Annotated in this window: 18 protein-coding genes and 1 tRNA gene; 8 read left to right on the top strand and 11 right to left on the bottom strand. The window is 68.5% G+C overall.

All coding sequences use genetic code 11. The annotated features are described in order from the left end of the window. Positions 1-235 precede the first annotated feature (235 nt). A complete protein-coding gene (locus tag AB0J88_RS29115) occupies positions 236-2,008 on the top strand; it encodes a DUF6119 family protein (protein ID WP_364350017.1) in 1,773 nt (590 codons plus the stop codon). Between the two features lie 48 nt (positions 2,009-2,056). On the opposite strand, the gene AB0J88_RS29110 is transcribed toward AB0J88_RS29115, so the two are convergent. Both AB0J88_RS29110 and AB0J88_RS29105 read right to left on the bottom strand, forming a co-directional pair. Then, positions 2,057-2,368, bottom strand: a complete 312-nt coding sequence (locus tag AB0J88_RS29110) for a hypothetical protein (protein WP_364350020.1) — start codon at positions 2,366-2,368, stop codon at positions 2,057-2,059. A 767-nt stretch (positions 2,369-3,135) separates the two neighbouring features. Beyond that, positions 3,136-4,341 carry a DUF418 domain-containing protein gene (locus AB0J88_RS29105; protein WP_364350023.1) on the bottom strand — a complete coding sequence of 402 codons (1,206 nt, stop codon included), beginning with the start codon at positions 4,339-4,341 and terminating at the stop codon, positions 3,136-3,138. A 183-nt stretch (positions 4,342-4,524) separates the two neighbouring features. Between AB0J88_RS29105 and AB0J88_RS29100 the strand changes: the two genes are divergently transcribed. Next, positions 4,525-4,620, top strand: a tRNA-Sec gene (locus AB0J88_RS29100). Between the two features lie 25 nt (positions 4,621-4,645). Next, the gene (gene selA / locus AB0J88_RS29095) at positions 4,646-5,944 is read left to right on the top strand and encodes an L-seryl-tRNA(Sec) selenium transferase (protein WP_364350026.1); all 1,299 of its coding nucleotides are present in this window, start codon (positions 4,646-4,648) and stop codon (positions 5,942-5,944) included. A gap of 33 nt (positions 5,945-5,977) precedes the next feature. Here the strand turns inward: selA and AB0J88_RS29090 are convergent, their stop codons facing one another. From AB0J88_RS29090 to AB0J88_RS29080, 3 genes are all read right to left on the bottom strand, one after another. Then, on the bottom strand, positions 5,978-6,229 hold the full coding sequence (locus AB0J88_RS29090) for a hypothetical protein (protein ID WP_364350029.1): 252 nt from the start codon (positions 6,227-6,229) through the stop codon (positions 5,978-5,980). Between the two features lie 76 nt (positions 6,230-6,305). Next, positions 6,306-6,785, bottom strand: coding sequence for a hypothetical protein (locus AB0J88_RS29085; protein WP_364350032.1), 480 nt, complete (start codon positions 6,783-6,785; stop codon positions 6,306-6,308). Positions 6,786-6,840: 55 nt separating this feature from the next. Beyond that, positions 6,841-8,187, bottom strand: a complete 1,347-nt coding sequence (locus tag AB0J88_RS29080; protein ID WP_364350034.1) for an ABC transporter substrate-binding protein — start codon at positions 8,185-8,187, stop codon at positions 6,841-6,843. A 110-nt stretch (positions 8,188-8,297) separates the two neighbouring features. Between AB0J88_RS29080 and AB0J88_RS29075 the strand changes: the two genes are divergently transcribed. Beyond that, a complete protein-coding gene (locus AB0J88_RS29075; RefSeq protein ID WP_364350037.1) occupies positions 8,298-8,702 on the top strand; it encodes a hotdog fold thioesterase in 405 nt (134 codons plus the stop codon). A gap of 51 nt (positions 8,703-8,753) precedes the next feature. Then, entirely contained in the window at positions 8,754-9,143 is a 390-nt protein-coding gene (locus AB0J88_RS29070) for a hypothetical protein (protein WP_364350040.1), read from the top strand. Here AB0J88_RS29070 and AB0J88_RS29065 read toward each other — a convergent pair. Continuing rightward, the gene (locus AB0J88_RS29065) at positions 9,137-9,550 is read right to left on the bottom strand and encodes a hypothetical protein (RefSeq protein WP_364350043.1); all 414 of its coding nucleotides are present in this window, start codon (positions 9,548-9,550) and stop codon (positions 9,137-9,139) included. The two genes, AB0J88_RS29070 and AB0J88_RS29065, sit on opposite strands and share 7 nt — an antisense overlap. A gap of 108 nt (positions 9,551-9,658) precedes the next feature. Between AB0J88_RS29065 and AB0J88_RS29060 the strand changes: the two genes are divergently transcribed. Continuing rightward, positions 9,659-10,342: a DUF2786 domain-containing protein gene (locus AB0J88_RS29060; RefSeq protein WP_364350046.1), complete on the top strand. Its 684-nt coding sequence runs from the start codon at positions 9,659-9,661 to the stop codon at positions 10,340-10,342. Next, a complete protein-coding gene (locus tag AB0J88_RS29055) occupies positions 10,339-11,103 on the top strand; it encodes a GNAT family N-acetyltransferase (RefSeq protein ID WP_364350049.1) in 765 nt (254 codons plus the stop codon). The genes AB0J88_RS29060 and AB0J88_RS29055 overlap by 4 nt, the downstream gene beginning before the upstream one ends. 12 nt (positions 11,104-11,115) lie before the next feature. On the opposite strand, the gene AB0J88_RS29050 is transcribed toward AB0J88_RS29055, so the two are convergent. The 5 genes from AB0J88_RS29050 to AB0J88_RS29030 form a co-directional block, all read right to left on the bottom strand. Then, positions 11,116-12,702 carry a PrsW family glutamic-type intramembrane protease gene (locus AB0J88_RS29050; protein WP_364350052.1) on the bottom strand — a complete coding sequence of 529 codons (1,587 nt, stop codon included), beginning with the start codon at positions 12,700-12,702 and terminating at the stop codon, positions 11,116-11,118. Next, positions 12,699-13,256: a hypothetical protein gene (locus tag AB0J88_RS29045; protein WP_364350055.1), complete on the bottom strand. Its 558-nt coding sequence runs from the start codon at positions 13,254-13,256 to the stop codon at positions 12,699-12,701. Before AB0J88_RS29045 ends, AB0J88_RS29050 begins: the two co-directional genes overlap by 4 nt. 51 nt (positions 13,257-13,307) lie before the next feature. Further along, positions 13,308-14,099 (bottom strand): class I SAM-dependent methyltransferase, encoded by a 792-nt coding sequence (locus AB0J88_RS29040; protein WP_364350058.1) that lies wholly within the window; start codon positions 14,097-14,099, stop codon positions 13,308-13,310. A 264-nt stretch (positions 14,100-14,363) separates the two neighbouring features. Next, entirely contained in the window at positions 14,364-14,573 is a 210-nt protein-coding gene (locus AB0J88_RS29035) for a BldC family transcriptional regulator (protein ID WP_007073996.1), read from the bottom strand. Between the two features lie 247 nt (positions 14,574-14,820). Then, positions 14,821-15,660, bottom strand: a complete 840-nt coding sequence (locus AB0J88_RS29030; protein WP_364350061.1) for a hypothetical protein — start codon at positions 15,658-15,660, stop codon at positions 14,821-14,823. 167 nt (positions 15,661-15,827) lie between these two features. Between AB0J88_RS29030 and AB0J88_RS29025 the strand changes: the two genes are divergently transcribed. Next, on the top strand, positions 15,828-16,910 hold the full coding sequence (locus tag AB0J88_RS29025; RefSeq protein WP_364350064.1) for a Glu/Leu/Phe/Val dehydrogenase dimerization domain-containing protein: 1,083 nt from the start codon (positions 15,828-15,830) through the stop codon (positions 16,908-16,910). Positions 16,911-17,083: the final 173 nt, after the last annotated feature.

The raw sequence follows: 17,083 nt of genomic DNA, 5'->3' as shown, positions 1-17,083 counted from the left end.
CACATTCAGCCGCCGTCGTTTGACGAGAAAGCCGACATGGAGACCGGCCGTCTTCGACTCATGACTTTCGGCTACCTCGACACGCCCAGCGCGCAGCAGATGCCTACACGAACGAGTGAATGCCCTCCGAGCGGTCGTCGCGTATTCTCCGGCCAAGAGGCTTTGGGAACGCCAGTGTCCGCAACGTTTTGACGTTCTTTGGCCAACTCCAATGCGCTTGCCGAGCGGAGGGCATATGAGCGAGAAGAGATCTAACAGTGGCCTCTGGAAGATTGAGGTAGAGGAGGGCGAGCGAACAGGCGCCCGTCTGTCGGAGATCGTGCGTCGTTATGCCCGTCTCTCGCGCCTTGAGCCCGAAGAGCACCCACCCCTTCAACGAATCGAGATGTCTCAGCCGTTTAACGGAATTGAGCTGCGGCTCTACTTGCGTAAGCGGGAAGGTCACGGGCTTTACTCGTTTGTAGGTCAGTATCTCGCGTCGCCACGAGATCGCAAGAAGTTTCACGGGACGGCCGTAGACTCGTGCCTTTTTATCGACACCGCCAGCAATCTCTTCGCGGTCACTGGAGGCTTCGGTTATCGGGTCTTCGAAGATTACGTGGACTACGGGTTTCCGTTCGACACGGCGAAGAGACTCGTTGCCAATAACTTTCGGGCCGCTGACATCCGGACACTCACCGGCGCCACGACGAGCCGTATGGAGACGTACCGCCGGGCTCAGTCAATTCGCAGCAGCGAGTCCTTTGGCAAAATTTGGAAGCGACTTGTTGGACGCCTCAACAGCGCGCTACTACCAGAAGATAGCTACCTGCGTCAGATAATCGATCCGAACCGGCCACCCACAGTCGAAATTAAGTCGTCGCTTGTGCTGCGTAAAAGCCTCGACTTGTCACAACTGGTTTCGTTGGCTCGCGAGATAGAGGGCCTGGAGGCGCCGACACCAGACCAGTTGCGAGAGCTTTCCTTTCTAGACAATCTATACCAGGTAAGAAGCTCCTCTTTACGCGAAGAACTTAAGGCACAACTGATAGAGAATCTCCGGCAGGCCGCCCGTGACGATGTCGAATTCGACTTCGATGTTTGCGATCCCGATGACGTAGCCCGCTACTACGCCGGCTGGGATTTCAAGTTGGGCTATTGGACTCTGACTGGAGATCCCCCGGATAAGGACGACCTGTTGGAGGCTATTCGCCTGAACCTCTCACAATACGTCTCCGACCCCGCAGCATTTGCAGAGAAGATAGAGTCAGTCCATTTGCGCTACGCTACCGGGCCCGACGAGGATGCACCTCGGGTAAGCAAGGAAATGCACAAATTCCTACACGGGCAGGTCGACCACGACGGCCAAACCTATTTTTATCTTGATAAAGTGTGGTACCGGATTCAGGGCGACTTCCTCGCCAACCTAAAGAAAGATTTTGTAAACGAGGTGTTCTTTACGAACACCCCCATCCTTCTCGGGCCTGAGCTGCCAATAATTCCGTGGCGCGACGCCACCGAAGGTGAGTTCAACAAGCGACAAGCCGGGCGAGAAGGATTCTACTTCGGCGACAAAATCTTTGCGTGGAGCAATCGTGGAAACGTGGAGCTGTTTGACCTACTTCGGGTTGACGAGGCGAACGGCATTTTGTACGTCATTCACGTCAAGGACGGCTTTGACGCGAAAATGCGGGACGCGTGTTCTCAAATATCCGTGGCAGGCGATGTCATACGACAGGATCTTGCTTCCGACCTGAGCACGCTTAAATCCTATTACCTCGACTGGCAGAAGAATCGCATCAATCGCCGCAAGCGGGTGAGTGAGGCAGACTTTGTCGGGTGGTTCGCAAAACTGAGGTTGGTTTATGTTGTGCTAGTTTCCACACCCGGCGACTTCACGCCCGAGGCGTTCGAAAGCGACAGGCTGCACTCCCATATCGCACGCCGAGAAGTTTTAGCGACCCGTAACGAGTTCAAATCGCACGATAATGAGTTCAGAATCGCGCATACAAAGCGCGTCCTATCGTAGGTTCGCGCAGCCCACGGCCACCGACTCTCGAGCGTACATAGAACGCCGCTACATGATCTCTCCGCGCACCTCTGAACGACCCACGCTCTCTTCGTCCGTGGCCACGCTGTCCCAAAAATCGCGCAAGTGTCCCTCTGTTTCGGATTTCATTTCGTTCAGTCTTAGTAGCAAAAACTGCTCCTGATCGGACAGAAACTTGCCCGACTTGATTTGGTCCATCAGACCCTCGATGCTCTTTGAGAGAAGACCCAAGCAGATTCCGGCTGCTTCCTCGAACCCGTGGGCAAATGCATCGTTCTCACGATCGTTTACGACTCTTCTTACACCGCCTAGCAGTGCACCGCGTAGCAGATCGCCCACGGAACCATTCCGATTCGACATGTCGCCCTCCGCGCTCGTTGTGACCCTGTGCTGCATCCACCATCGCTATGCAGCACAGCAGCAAGGTACAGCAACCGACCGCCACAAGCCCGGTCACATCTAGCCTGGAATCGTTGTAGCGCAACGGTTCGCGGGTACTGCCCGCTTGCTGTCGGCGATGGTCCGCTGTTGGGTCCTGCCGCGTACCTGAGCTGCCTCTGACGCCACAGGCCCGGTTTGCCGGTGGTGGGACTGCGTCGGGAGGCTTGACCAATGACCCCGTAGGGTCGCCCGCGCGTGCAAACAGAAGGGGTCCCTATGCCGAATCAGCCCAAGACACCGCTCAAGCGACTGCGCTGCGATGAGGCCCTATGGAGTCGGTTCGGCGAGTTAGCGGAACCAGACCGGTCCACCCTGCTCCGCCAGTTCATGCGTTGGTACTGCCGTGAGGCCGGCGTCGCTCTACCCAAGCGGCCTCCACTCGACAGCCGGTAGGCGCCCTCGCGACTGTCAGTGCGGTGTCAGGGAACGGCGCCGGACCTGAACGGAGAGACGCGACCTCATCCGGACCGAGGTGCGCGCATCCGCACGTCAGCCCTGCTTGCGGGACACGGGAGGGCGGGGCCGGACCGCCGGCGTAGTACTGAAAATCGGAAGGTCGGCGGTTCGACCCCGCCCCTGGCCACATAGCCTTTCGCCGGGCTACAGCAGCGTCCACCAGCGGCAACGCGTCGGTGGGCGTTTTGCTTTCTCTGGCTCCCGCCCGGTCATGCCGGGTCTGTGGCCCGCAACCGTGGCCATCGCCGCTCGGTCCAGGCCCGCAACAGCCACTCCATCGGGCCGTACCGGAACCGGGCCATCCACGCCGCGCTGGCCGCGACCTGCACGCAGTAGATCGCGACCGCGATCAGGACGACGACCGCGGGTGCGACGGCACCAGCCAGGCCCAGCCCGACGCCGGTGAAGACCAGCACGCAGAGCAGCGACTGGCCCAGATAGTTCGAAAGGGACATCCGGCCGGCCGGAGCGAGCACCGCGACGACTCGCCGCCCCCGCTCGGTCTGGAAGAACTGGAGCAGGGTGGCGGCGTACGCGGCGGCCAGCAGCGGTGCGGTGAGCACGCCCGCCGTCAGGCCGGTCAGGTTGGCGGTGCCCCCGCCTGACGCGAAGATCACCGCACCGGCCAGGCCGATCGGATAGCCCAGCCGCTGCACCCGGCGCAGAAGCTGCCGGTTCCCGGCGACATCGGTGAGCATGCGGCGCCGGCCGGCGGCGTAACCGAACAGGAAGGCCGAGAGGGCGAGCGGCCCCTGCACGACCAGCGTGCCGAGCATCGCCGGCAGTTGGCGGACGTGCTCGGCGACCACTGAGCCGATCCCGCCCTGGAGGGCCTCGGTGGACCGCTGCCCCGCCGCGAGTGCCGCCGCCGGATCGGTGACCAACTGGATCCCGCCCGTGGCGGCAAGCGCGAGGACGAAACCGATCCCGGCGGTCAGCAGCACGGCGGCGCGCAGCGCGGTCGCGACGCGGACTTTCCGCATGGCGAGCAGGACCAGACCGAGCAACGCGTACGTGGCCAGGATGTCGCCCTGGAACAACAGCACCGCGTGCAGGATGCCGAGCACGAAGAGCCCGGCCAGCCGCCGCAGGAACCGTGGGGCTATGTCAACGCCGCGGCGCGCGGCCGAATCGAGCTGGAGCGTGAAGCTGTAGCCGAAGAGGAACGAGAAGAGCAGGTACGCCTTCATCGTGAAGAGCAGCTCGACCAGCCACCGGACCGCCTGGTCACCCCACGAGTCGTACGCGGGATCCGGGACCAGGTGGAAGGCGTGGCCGGAGGCGAAGAAGGCAACGTTGACGATCAGAATGAACAGCAGTGCCACGGCGCGCAACGCGTCGACGTCGACGATCCGGGAGGGTGTCGCGGCCGGCACTCGACTTCCGACGGACGAGTCTTCGACGGAGAAGCTCATGCGACGACCTCCAGAATCGGCAGGATTCGTGTTCGATGACCTTCCTGCGACCCTATGAAGCTGTCTGTCCAGATGGCAGCCGGTGAGCCCGACGATCGCCAGTAGGGCAGGCCCCACCCCCACGCTGAACCGCCGGTCGCCGTTTGCCGTGCCTTGGGCCTGCCAGTCGCTTATAGTCGCGCCGGAGGCGAGTGGGCGCCTGGTGGCCCTTCCGGTCTTCAAAACCGGCGTGATCCGGCATCCGGGTCAGGCGGGTTCGATTCCCGTACGCCTCCGCCAAACTGCCACCCGTACCGGGGGTGCGATGACCGATCCACGCCGCGCGACGCCGCGGGTCGATGCTCTTCTCGCCGATCCGCGGCTGGTCGCGGCCGCCGAGCGGCTCGGGCCGGCGCTTGTTCGCGCCGCGGTGTCCCGGGCGCTCGACGAGGTGCGCTCGGGCCGGTTGCCGGCGCACGCCGCCGCGGACGTGGCCGTCGCCGCGCTGCCCGCGTCCGCCGCGACGCTGCGCCGCGTGCTCAACGCGACCGGCGTCATCGTGCACACCAACCTCGGGCGCTCCGCGTTGTCGCCGGCCGCGGTGGCCGCCGTGACCGACGCCGCGGGCTACACGGACGTCGAGTTCGACCTGGCAACCGGGGTACGCGCCAAGCGCGGTGCCGAGGTCCTCGGCGCACTGCGCGCGGCGGTCCCCGGCGCGCAGGCCGTGCACGTCGTCAACAACAACGCGGCCGCGCTGGCGCTGACCGTGTTCGCCCTGGCCGCCGGCCGCGAGGTGGTGGTCAGCCGCGGTGAGCTCATCGAGATCGGCGACGGCTTCCGCATTCCAGAGCTGCTGACCGCCGCCGGTGCTGTCCTCCGCGAGGTCGGCACCACCAACCGCACGCGCCTCGGCGACTACGCCGACGCGATCGGCCCGGACACCGCGCTGGTGATGCGGCTGCACCCGTCGAACTACCAGGTCACGGGCTTCACGTCGGCGCCGGGCCTGGCCGAGCTCGCGACGCTGGACGTGCCGGTGGTCTACGACATCGGCTCCGGGTTGATGGCACCCGAGCCGCTGCTGCCGGACGAGCCGGACGCCGCCTCGGCGTTGGCCGCAGGCGCCGCCCTGGTCACCGCGAGCGCCGACAAGCTGCTCGGCGGCCCGCAGGCCGGGCTGGTGTTCGGCCGCGCCGACCTGGTCACCCGGATGGCCCGGCATCCGCTGGCCCGCGCGTTGCGGGTAGACAAGCTGACCCTGGCCGCGCTGGAGGCCACCGTGCGAGGGCCGCTGCCGCCGACCACGGCCGCGCTACGCACCCCGGTGACGGCGTTGCGGGAGCGAGCCCGGCGGCTCGCCGCGACCCTCGCGGACGCCGGCGTGGACGTCGAGGTGGTCGACACCGGGTCGACGGTGGGCGGAGGCGGTGCGCCGGGCGTGGTGCTGCCGAGCGTGGCGCTGAGCTTGCCCACGGCGTACGCGGCGGTGCTCCGCGCGGGTGAGCCTCCGGTCGTGGGCCGGGTCTCCGCGGGCCGGTGCCTGCTGGACCTGCGCACGATCGCGCCGCCCGACGACGGCGACCTGCTCGACGCGACGTTGTCGGCGGCGAAACAAACCTGAGGCCCGCCCATCCGCATGGGCGGGCCAGTGATCTCAGGCGGCCGACGGCGGGTGGCCGCCGTCGCCGTCGACGACCGCGTCCGGGGTGCCGTCCTCGTCGAGGTCGACCATCGTGACGTCGGGCTTGCCGTCGCCGTCCGTGTCGAACTGGAACAGGTCGGGCTTGCCGTCGCCGTCGGTGTCGACCACCCACACGTCGGTCTTGCCGTCGTTGTTGGCGTCGGCCGTCATCAGCTCGACGTGCTGGTCGCCGCGGGTCTCGACGACCTCCTCGGACTCGCTCATCGGATCTCCTCGCGGGATACGGGGTGTCTGCTCCGGCACAACCTACGACCACGAAGCCCGCACCGCGACTCGACGCTCAGTTCGTCGCGTACGGGTTCGAGCTCGTCGTGGTCGTGTCGGGGATGCCGTCGTAGTTCGTGTCCCGTACCCAGGCGTCCGTTCGACCGTCGAAGTTCGTGTCGAAGGAGACGGCGTCGACCCGGCCGTCGTTGTTGTGGTCGCTGGCGTACACGTCGGTCCGACCGTCACCGTTGACGTCCTGGAGCAGTTGGTCGGCCACGCCGTCTTCGTCGTAGTCGCGCATGGTCGTGTCGAGCCGACCGTCGCCGTCGCTGTCGCTGTAGGCCGTCTCGATCACGCCGTCGTGGTCGCCGTCGAGTGCGACCAGGTCGGCGTAGCCGTCGCCGTCGAAGTCCGTGATGAAGCGCTGGCCACCGTCGACGTCGAGCTCAACGATCGACGACCCGGCCGTGAACCCGGCCGGGTCGTCGTTGCTGCCGAAGCCGTCCGTGGCGCCCTGGTCACTGGCCAGGTACGAAGAGTCCCACTCGCTCATGCCCTGAAACTATGGCCGGCGCACCGGCCGCGGCTCCCGGAAACGTGCCAGGTGGTCAGTGACGAATCTCCATGCCCGCTTTGACGAGCGCCTTGATGATCTGAGCCGACTCGCCGAAGCCGATCACGAGGACGCCGTCCGGACCGCCGCTCTTGATCTGGTTGGCGCCCGCGGTGAAGTCGATGTCGGGCGCGGCGGGGGTCGGCGGCTCGTACGTCACCGTCTGGATCATGTCGACCGGGAAGCCGGCACGCTCCAGTTCGGACTTGACGTTGCCCTGCAGACCGGTGCCGTACGAGTCGTTGCGAGCCACGATCGTGATCTTGTGTGGGCCGTCGCGGAGGATGACGTCGGCCAGCGCGCGCCCCTGCAGGATGTCGGACGGCGCGGTGCGGAAGTAGAGCCCCTTGTCGTCGATCGTGCTCAGCCCGGCGTCGGTGTTGCAGGGCGAGAAGAGCACCAGGCCGGCCTTGACCACCTCGGGCAGCACCGCGCGGGAGATGCTCGAGGCGCCCGCGCCGATGATCACGCTGACCCCGGCGTTGATGTGCTTGGTCACCGTCGCCTTCGCGACGTCGGGGTTCGTGCCGTCGTCGCCGGGAACCCAGGTGACGTCCTTGTCGAACACTCCGCCGGCCGCGTTGATCTCCTTGATCGCCAGCGCGGCGGCCGCCTCCATCGGCGGGTACGCGATGGAGAGGTCACCGGTCTCCGGCAGCAGGCCACCGATCTTGAGCTCGGCGTCCTTGCCGCCGTCAGTGGATCCGCCCGCCGGCGGCTTCTTCGTCGTCGTGGCCGACTCGTCACCCGCGCCGACGTACTCCGTCTTGGCGTCGTCGAGCTTGTCGGTCGCGCCGAAGTGCAGCGTCGCGTAGCTCGCCGTCGACGGCTCGCCGGCGTCGGTGAACCCGCCGCGGGTCAACGAGACGCCGCGGTACTGGAGGTCGGTGCCGGCGCGGGCGAGCGCCAGGCAGGCCTTGGCGGTGTCGCACTCGGTGCCGCCGGTGGTGACCGAGTTGATCTGGTTGGCGATCTCGCTCGGCGCGTTGGTCTTGGCCTGCTCCGCCGCGAGCGCGCTGATGACGATCGCGTCGTAGGTCTCACCCGCGTACGAGAAGTCCGGCAGGCTGGGCCGCAGCGCCTTGAGCCGCGCCTTGAAGTCGTCGGACAGTCGCGTGAGCGGGGTGGTCCCCTTCATCCCGGCGAGCATGCCCGCCTGGTCTTTGAACTCATCGCCGAAAGAGTTGATCATGTTGCCGTCGGTGCCGTACAGCCTGGCCGGGTTGGCCACGGTGTCGGCAGCCTCCGGCGGCGGCGCGTCCTTGCCACACGCGGCGATGGTCAGCACGAGGGCGGCGCACGTGGCGATGGCCAAGTGGCGCGCTCCGCGGGAGACGAGCATGGGGGTGTCCGTCCTTCCTCCCCTGAAGTCCAGGGCACAGTAGCGTGCCGAGGCCGAAATGTGGGATAGCGCCTGACGGAACCCGTTATATCGACGGGTAACGTAACGGTGTGTCAACATCATCAATCCTCGACCACGGTGCCGGCGCGCTCGCTGAGCGGATGGGCATCAAGCTCACCGAGCTGAGTCCGGAGCGGGTGGTCGCCACCATGCCGGTCGACGGCAACACGCAGCCGTACGGCCTGCTGCACGGCGGTGCGTCATGCGTGCTGGCGGAGACGCTGGGCTCTTTCGGGGCCGCTCTGCACGGGCAGACCGTCGGCCGCCCACTCGCCCTCGGTGTCGACATCAGCGCCACCCACCACAAGGCGGTGCGGGACGGCGTGATCACCGGTGTCGCGACGCCGGCCCACCGCGGGCACGGGGTGGCCACCTACGAAATCGTTATCACCGACGATGCCGGTGACCGGGTCTGCACCGCACGGCTCACCTGCCTGTTGCGCCCGGCAAGGTGATCCGCTTTGCAGCGCCTTGGTGAGGTTGACGCCGGGTCGTAGAGTTCGCCCGTGGTCGAGGTTCCCCCGGATGCGGTCGACGACGCCGCGCAGGTGTTGCGGCTCGCGCTCGACGGCGACAGCGACGCGGTCGCCAACGCCTTCGACGCGGTGGTCGACCGGGCCGGCGTGGTCGGCGCCTACGACGTCGCCTGGTGTTTGGCCGCGACGATGGTCGGTGACAGCGTGCCCGTCGGCCGCTGGACGCTCGACTTCCCCGACATCGAGGACGCCGGGTACGACACGCGCTGGGTGGCCCGGTTCGTCAGCGCGTACGCCAACAGCGACGCGTCGACCGGCGAAGCGCTGTTCGGCGCCGCGCTGGAGGACGGTCAACTGCCGGAGTGCCTGCTGACGCTGGCCGGCTCGGCCGTCGCCACGCTCCGCCGCCGCACTCAGTAGGCCGTGTCGATCACCAGCGGCTCGTACTTGTACTCGGCCAGCACCACCCGCACGTAGAAGCGCGTGTTGTCGCGCACGTTGGTGGCGGCGACCCGCCAGGCTCCGCCGGTGGGGACGCTGGTCCAGTAGTTGCAGGTGCCGACGCTCACGAAGATCACGCAGACCTTGAACGGGTAGACGCTGGCGTTGCGGACGTTGATGTCGACGCAGCGGGTCGAGGTCGTGTACGGCCCGGCGTCGAAGCCGCTGCCACCGCGCGGCAGGGACTTGCGCACGAACCCGCCGTAGCAGGTGGCGGCCGCGGCCAGGTCGCCACTGGGCTCGGCCCGGGCCGGTGCGGCGGTAACGACGCCGAGGGTGGCCATGGTGGCGAGAGCCAAGAGGGTACGGGCGATCCGGGTCAGCATGCTCTTTGGCCTCCATCGTGGATCTCTCATCCGGGTTGGCGGACCTACAATACTGATTGATATCGATGTCGGGCAGTCGTTTCCGGAGATGTGCTATCTCTTGACCTCGTGCTTGACAAGGTGCGCAAGCTGCTGGCCAAGGCCGAGGACCCGGCGTGCTCGCCGGCCGAGGCCGAGGCCCTGACGGCGAAGGCGACGGAGCTGATCGCCAAGTACGGCGTCGACCAGGCGCTGCTGGCCATGCGGGACCCGGCCCGCGACCCGGTGGTGGACCGCATGATCGAGGTGCCGGCGCCGTACGCCACGGACAAGGCCGGGCTGCTCGTCGGCGTCGCCATCCCGCTGCGCTGCCGCACGGTGCGGCTCTCACGAGCGGGGTCCATCGCGGTGCACCTGTTCGGCTTCGACAGCGACGTCACCCGGGCGGAGCTGCTCTACACGTCGTTGCTGGTGCAGGCGGCGCACGGCCTGGCGGCCGCGCCGGTGCCCTGGGGCCAGCACCCGGCGGCGTTCCGGCGCTCGTGGCTGGCTGGGTTCGCAGCGGCGATCACCACCCGGCTGCGCGCGGCCGAGTCGGCGGCGTCGTCCGCCGTACCGTCGATGGACCTGGTCCTGTTGGACCGCTCGGGCGCGGTCGAACGCCGGCGGGACGAGGCGTATCCGACGGCCCGGCTGGCCCGGCCCCGCCGACTGTCGGGCGACGGCGGCGCGTCAGGCTATGCGGCCGGCACCACCGCGGACCTGGGCGGCGGGTCCCACGTCGGCACCCACACCCGCGACGCCCTGCCGTGAACGTGGCGCGGGCGGTCGACGACAACCTCGCGTGGCACGCGTCCCACCTGCATCGGTCCGCGCCCGGCATGCGCGTGCTCGCGTCGGGCGACGTGCTGGTCTGCGACAGCGGGCTGCCCGACGACACGTTCAACATCGTGGCTGCGGCCCGCTTCGGTGGGGACGCGGAGGCCCGCGTCGCGGAGACCTTGGCGCTGGTGCGGTCGACCAGTCGCCCGTTCACCTGGTGGGTCGGCCCGAGCTCGACGCCGGCCGGCCTGTCGGACCGGCTGCTGGCCGCCGGCCTGCCGGTCGGCGAGCGCGAGCTGGCCATGTGGTGCCGGCCCGGTCCGCGCCCGGTTGACCGCGCGGTGCGGGTCGTCTCGACACCGGTGGAGTTGGCCGAATGGGCGTCGGTGGTCGCGGCGAACTGGTCGCCGCCCTCGCAGACCGTGGTGGAGTTCTTCGCCCGGACGGCGCCGTGGGCCCTCGCCGCGGACAGCCCGGCCCGCTACCTGGTGGGCTACGAGGACGGCCGCGCGGTGGCGGCCGCAGAGCTCTGTCTCCGCTCCGGTGTGGCCGGCTTCTACAACGTCTGCACGCTCGCGTCCCACCGCCGACAGGGTTGGGCGAACGCGCTTCTCGGTTTCGGCCTCACCCTGGCTGCGGACGAGGACTGCCACACGGCGATCCTCCAAGCCGCCCTCGACGCGGTGACGGTGTACGAGCGTCTGGGCTTCACCCCACTCGGCGACGTGACGGAGCACGCCATCCGGCCGTGACCGCGGCGTTGGTCAGGAGGCCCCGAGGGCGATCAGGGCCAGACCGACCGTGACCATGGCGGTGAGGAAGACCGCGATGCCACCGACCACCCGGCGCACGCTGCCGTTGCGGGTCAAAGGTGCGGTGGCTTCGGGGTGACCGAGGGCCAACATCCGGCCGCGCTCGACCAGAACCCGGTCACGCCACCGGACGGCGGCCGGACCGCCGAGCACCCGAGCCTGAACGGGCGCGGCCGCGACCCGCGCAACCCCGACCGCCACCGCAGTGGGAGGGGGACCAGCCGCGACCGGCATGCCAGCCGAGGTCGCGGAGATCGCCGGGTCAGAGGTGCCGACCGAAGTTGCCGGGGCCGCCGGGGCAAAGGGGTCAACAGGGACCACCGGGTCGCCCGAAGCCTCCGCAGCAGCCGAGGCATATGGGTCAATCGGGACCACCGTGTCAGCCGGCGGGACGTCCGAGTCAGTCAGGACGGCCGGGCCTGGCGAAACCGATGGGTTGATGCGTAGGCCGGGCACGTTGACTCCGCTTGCTCGGCTGAGCTCCACCGCCAGCCGGGCCTGGGCGCGTTGCAGCCGGCTCACCGCCCGTCGGCCCTTCACCCCGCACCTACCGTGCGCGTGCCGCCGGGCGCCCGCCCGCAGATGGCCTTGAGCGAGCACCCGCAACTCTTCCTCGGTCGCGATCCGGCGGTCGCCCAGCGCCGCCAGCTGCGCCATGTAGTAATCGGCCTCGCGGTGGCGCACCCCCCGTACCAGGAAAAGGATCATCAACAGCGGCGGGATGCCCTTGACGAACAGGTCGCCGAAGATGCCCGCGCCGCCGCCCAGGCTCAGGAGCGGGGAGTTCCACAGGAAGTGGATGCCCATGGCGCCCAGGACCGCGAGTACCGCTACCGACACTCGGATCAGCAGCGGGCGGTCCGTGCGGACCGCCAGGTAGCCGATGCCCGCACCGGCCAGCGCGCCGAACAGGGTGTGGCTCCACAGGCCCGCCAGGAAGCCGCGCAGCAGGAACGTGGCGACCACCGGGGCGACCTGATCGCCCTGGCCCGCCACCGCCACCGCGTTGACCGCGTAGACCACGTCCTCGACGACCTGGAATCCGAGGCCGACCAGCGACCCGTACACGACGCCGTCCAGGACGCTGTTGACCTGGGCTCGGGCTACCAGCACGATCGCGACGATGCCCAGGGCCTTGGCGATCTCCTCTACCGTCGGGCCGGCCAGCGCGGAGCCCCACTCGGCGGCCAGGCCCGGGGAGGCCAGCTTGGCCATCAGGTTGTGCACGGCGGCATTTCCCCGGATCGAGATCGAGGTGGCGACCAGGCCGCCCCAGGCGAACGCCGTGGCCAGCAGCAGCGGTGGTTCGCGCTCCAGGTAGTCGAGGGCGGCCACGAAGACGCAGAACGGCACCGCGTACAGCCCGAACAGCACGAGCGCGAGCAGGGTGGCGGTGGGATACGCCGCGAACGACTCGCGCACGAACAGGCCGAGCCGCACGGCGCCGCCGGCGATCAGCATCAGCACCACCCAGAACGCCGGCAACAGGAGTGACTTGCCGGGGTGCGCCCACTCCGGCGTGGGGTGCACCGGTGTCACGGGGTGCCGCCGCGGTACGCGATCGTCCGCGTGCTCGCCTCGATCGCCCCCAGTGCGGCCCGCAACGCCGGCGCGCTGCCGGCCACCGTCACCTCGATGGCCACGTCGCCGGCCAGGAAGACGAGGTAACGACCGCCTCGGCCGGATGCCGCGTAGGTGCCCTGGACACCGTCGAGGCCGGTGGCGGTGCGGGTCGGGGACTCCTTCCCGGTGATCTGGTGCCCCCGAGTGATCTTGTCGCGCAGCCGCTGGGTGGCGTCGGCGAGCGAGCCGTCGAACGGCGCCACCACGATCACGTAGCGGACCGTGCCGACCAGGAAGACCGCAGTGCCGCGGGTGTCCCGCGGGCGGGTCAGGGTGACGTCGAGCCGGGCGCCCGGGGGTGGGGTGACGGTCACTCCACCACCGACGAGGTACGGCCCGGAGTCGACCGGACGCGCGGCTGGAAGGGCACGGTCGATCGCGGGCAACCCGAACGCCAGCCCGGCCACGGTGCTCAGGACCCCGATGCTGCCGGCGAGGTTCCGCAGCAGCGTGCCGCGTGCCACCCTCATAGCTAGGCACGCTACCGACGGACAAGTCGTATTTCCGAGGTTTGTTCGCCTTTACCCGGAGGCGGCCAGCTCCAGCGTCGCCAGGTAGTAAGGGGTGTCCGCGTCGTCGATGTCCGCAAGACGCCACGGCGTGCCGGCGATCAGCCCGCGCAGCTCGTCGACCGAGCAGACCAGGTAGTCGAACCAGTCGGTGGCCAGCTCCCGGTAGCGCACCCGCAGCCGCAACTGACCACCCAACCGACCCCGTGACCGGTTGAGCCGGTGGTAGGCGGTGTGCACCGGATCGGTGGTGTTGTACGGATCGGTGCCGTGCGCGATCAGCTGGGCGCCGGGTCGGGCCAGCGCGGCCAGCGCGGCGAGGAAGCCCGGCGCCTGGTCCGCGCCGCCGATCAGGCCCAGGTTGTTGCCGAGGAGCAGGAAGGTGTCGTACGTCGGCCCGGCGGTCACCGCGTGCTCGGCGACGGTGCCGAGCACCAGGTCACGCACCCCGCGCCGGCGGCTCACCTCGATGGCACCGGCGGACACGTCCAGCCCCGTCACGTCGACGCCACGGCGCTGGAGCTCGAGGGCGATCCGGCCGGCGCCGACGCCGATGTCGAGCACGCGACCGCGTACCCGGGAAAGGGCTCGATGGTCGTGGTCCGGCCAGAGCTCCGGCGGATCGAGGTACGGAGCGGCGGGCGCGCCGTTGATCAGGCCGTCGTCCCGCTCGATGATCTCGATGACGGGTCGGGGAAGCCGCCCACCGGCCAACGGCCGTGGTCCGACCCCAGTGGCCACGGCGAGCGCGTCGCGAACGAGCTCGCCGAACGCGTCACCGACAAGGGGTTGTTCCGGTTGCACGCCCTGACCTTAGACACGCATCAGGGGCCGGACCCACACGGTTGACGTGTGGCTCCCGCCGCTGCTCTCAGAAACGCATCAGGGGCCGGACCCTCACGGATGCGTGTGGCTCCCGCCGCTGTTGTCAGGAACGCCTCAGGGGCGGGACCCACACGGTTGACGTGTGGCTCCCGCCGCTGTTCTTAGGAACGCATCAGGGGCGGGACCCACACGGATACGTGTGGCTCCCGCCCCTGTCCGACGATCGTTCGACCGGGGGGTCGGTCAGTCGCCCTGGCGCTGCTGGGGAATTTGCCCCTGCAGCAGGGCGCGAACCTCGGATTCACGGTAGCGGCGGTGGCCGCCCAGCGTGCGAATCGCGCTGAGCTTTCCGGCCTTCGCCCACCGGGTCACCGTCTTCGGGTCGACACGGAACATCGACGCGACCTCTGCCGGCGTGAGTAGCGGCTCGGGTTCGTGCGTACGCGATGCCATCGGTCACTCCTCCACAGGTACCTATAGACATCGGCCGGGGTCCCGCCGGCCGACGCGTCTCTCATGGTCCGGCTAGTCCCCGATGTCCGACATGGGCCGAACGGCCGAACGTCCCTGGATGGACGGATGAGCAATGACCGATTTATGGCGATTTTATATGCCAGAAACCGCCTTATTTGGACTCTACGTCACCGTTCGTGTTCAGGAAAACACGAGGTTACCTCATTCAAGTCCACCAATTTGCACCCTAATTACACCGTTCGAGGAGCTGGATCGCGCGCCAACGAGTGACCAAGTTCTCATAGACCTCTGTGGCCTCATCAGCATCACCACGGGACAAAGCGGCCAGTCCGGCAGCGACCAGACCGGGCGAGTCGTCCTCCTCCAGGATGGTGTCGGAGAGAAGATCCACGAGCCCGCCGTAGTCGAGCTCGACCACCGAACGCGGGTGGAACTCCTCGAGCCACCGGGCGCCTTCTTCGACCGCCTCGGTGATCGGTGCGTCGCCGACCGACTTGCGCAGAACGGACAGCGCCCGGGAGGCGCGGCGGCGGGCCTTGGAGATCTCGGTGCGGTAGCGCAGTGACCGGCGACCCTCCCGCAGCACCAGGTCGCGCTCGCCGAGGTCGACGAAGACGAACCACCGCAGCGGCACGCCCCAGGTGGCGATCTGCTCGTGCACCCGAGGCACGCCGTGCTCCAGCACCCGCGCCCCACTGCGCCAGTCGTCGACCACCGCGCGCGCCTGGCCGGCCAGCACCGGCGGCACGAACGCGTCGGCGATCACCGAGGGCACACCGTCGCGTGCGCTGAGCGCGGCCTCGGCGACCCGCAGCCGCAGGTTCCAGGGGCAGACCAGCAGTGTGTCGTCGGCCTCCAGCACATAGGCCTCTTCGGGCAGGTCGGGCAGCCGGGTCCAGCCGGCACCCAGCCCCTCGATCACGGCGGTGCGCTGGCGGACCGGACCCTCCTGCGGCGCGACGGCCCGGCCTTCCCGCACGTAGCGGCGCCAGAAGACCTGACGTTCGCGATCGAATGCGGTCAGTGGCTCGTAGACGCGCAGGTAGGAAGCGAACAGCGACGGCACGGCGCGATCCTCCCACGAATCGGGTCCCGTCCGTAACGACAGGTGACGCGCGTCCGCACGAGGTTGCCAACGGGAATATCGTCGTGCGCAGAGACCTGCACCACCCCGCCGGTCTGACCCAGCATGCGTGCGCCCCACGAGGACGCACGTCGGACACAGGAGCAGCGATGGGCGTATTCGCCAGCACGGAAGAATCGGACTCCACCGGCCACGAACAGGTCGTCTTCTGCCAGGACAAGCAGAGCGGCCTGAAGGCGATCATCGGCATCTACTCGACCGCGCTGGGCCCCGCGCTCGGCGGCACCCGCTTCTACCCGTACGCCAACGAGGCCGACGCCCTGCACGACGTGCTGGAGCTCTCGCGCGGCATGGCGTACAAGAACGCTCTGGCCGGGCTGGACCTGGGCGGCGGCAAGGCCGTCATCTGGGGCGACCCCGAGAAGGACAAGAGCGAGAGCCTGCTGCGGGCGTACGGGCGGTTCGTCCAGTCCCTCGGCGGCCGCTACTACACCGCGTGCGACGTCGGCACCTACGTGGCCGACATGGACCTGGTGGCCCGGGAGACCACCTTCGTGACCGGCCGCAGCGTCGAGCACGGCGGCGCCGGCGACTCGTCCGTGCTCACCGCCTGGGGCGTGTTCCAGGGCATGCGGGCCGCGGCCGAGCACGTCTGGGGCAGCCCGACCCTGGCCGGGCGTCGGGTCGGCGTGGCCGGCCTGGGCAAGGTCGGCAAGCACCTCACCGCTCACCTGATCGAGGACGGCGCTAGCGTCGTGGCGACGGACGTCAGCGAGCGGGCGCTCGAGTGGGTCCGCGCCACCTACCCCCAGGTGGACGTGGTCGACGACGCGACCGCCATGATTACGGCCGACATCGACGTGTACGCACCCTGCGCGCTCGGCGGTGCCCTCAACGACGACACGGTGCCCGCGCTGCGCGCCAAGATCGTCACTGGGGCGGCGAACAACCAGCTCGCCCACCCCGGCATCGAGAAGCAGCTCGCCGACCGCGGGATCCTCTACACCCCCGACTACGTGGTCAACGCCGGCGGTGTGATCCAGGTCGCAGACGAGATCGAGGGCTTCAACTTCGAGCGGGCGAAACTTCGCGCGACGCGGATTTACGACACCACGCGCGAAATCCTCCAGCTCGCCGAGGCCGAGGGCGTGCCGCCGGCGGTGGCCGCGGATCGCCTGGCAGAGCGCCGGATGGCCGAGATCGGGCGGCTGCGGACCATCCACCTGCGCTGACCTGAGCGCCCCTTACCGGCCGTATCGCCGACCGCCCGTCGGTGGGCGATACGGCCGTCCAAGATCGGGCTGATCAAAAACGTGATCGACGCGCCGGCCGCACCGGGCAACCCGAGGTGTCGAACCTGGCCATCCCCATGTACCGTAAGAGCCACGAGAGATGCCTGACGTCA

Source organism: Asanoa sp. NPDC049475 (assembly GCF_040676915.1).
Lineage (GTDB): Bacteria > Actinomycetota > Actinomycetes > Mycobacteriales > Micromonosporaceae > Asanoa.
Note: the sequence above shows the minus strand (reverse complement) of the source record. Positions and strands in the feature narration are given on the sequence as shown.

What these genes read in the sequence shown, in the direction of transcription:
- AB0J88_RS29115 (WP_364350017.1), top strand. Translation starts at nt 236, where the DNA reads ATGAGCGAGAAGAGATCTAACAGTGGCCTCTGGAAGATTGAGGTAGAG.
- AB0J88_RS29105 (WP_364350023.1), bottom strand. Translation starts at nt 4,341, where the DNA reads ATGAGCTTCTCCGTCGAAGACTCGTCCGTCGGAAGTCGAGTGCCGGCC.
- selA (WP_364350026.1), top strand. Translation starts at nt 4,646, where the DNA reads ATGACCGATCCACGCCGCGCGACGCCGCGGGTCGATGCTCTTCTCGCC.
- AB0J88_RS29090 (WP_364350029.1), bottom strand. Translation starts at nt 6,229, where the DNA reads ATGAGCGAGTCCGAGGAGGTCGTCGAGACCCGCGGCGACCAGCACGTC.
- AB0J88_RS29085 (WP_364350032.1), bottom strand. Translation starts at nt 6,785, where the DNA reads ATGAGCGAGTGGGACTCTTCGTACCTGGCCAGTGACCAGGGCGCCACG.
- AB0J88_RS29080 (WP_364350034.1), bottom strand. Translation starts at nt 8,187, where the DNA reads ATGCTCGTCTCCCGCGGAGCGCGCCACTTGGCCATCGCCACGTGCGCC.
- AB0J88_RS29065 (WP_364350043.1), bottom strand. Translation starts at nt 9,550, where the DNA reads ATGCTGACCCGGATCGCCCGTACCCTCTTGGCTCTCGCCACCATGGCC.
- AB0J88_RS29045 (WP_364350055.1), bottom strand. Translation starts at nt 13,256, where the DNA reads ATGAGGGTGGCACGCGGCACGCTGCTGCGGAACCTCGCCGGCAGCATC.
- AB0J88_RS29035 (WP_007073996.1), bottom strand. Translation starts at nt 14,573, where the DNA reads ATGGCATCGCGTACGCACGAACCCGAGCCGCTACTCACGCCGGCAGAG.
- AB0J88_RS29025 (WP_364350064.1), top strand. Translation starts at nt 15,828, where the DNA reads ATGGGCGTATTCGCCAGCACGGAAGAATCGGACTCCACCGGCCACGAA.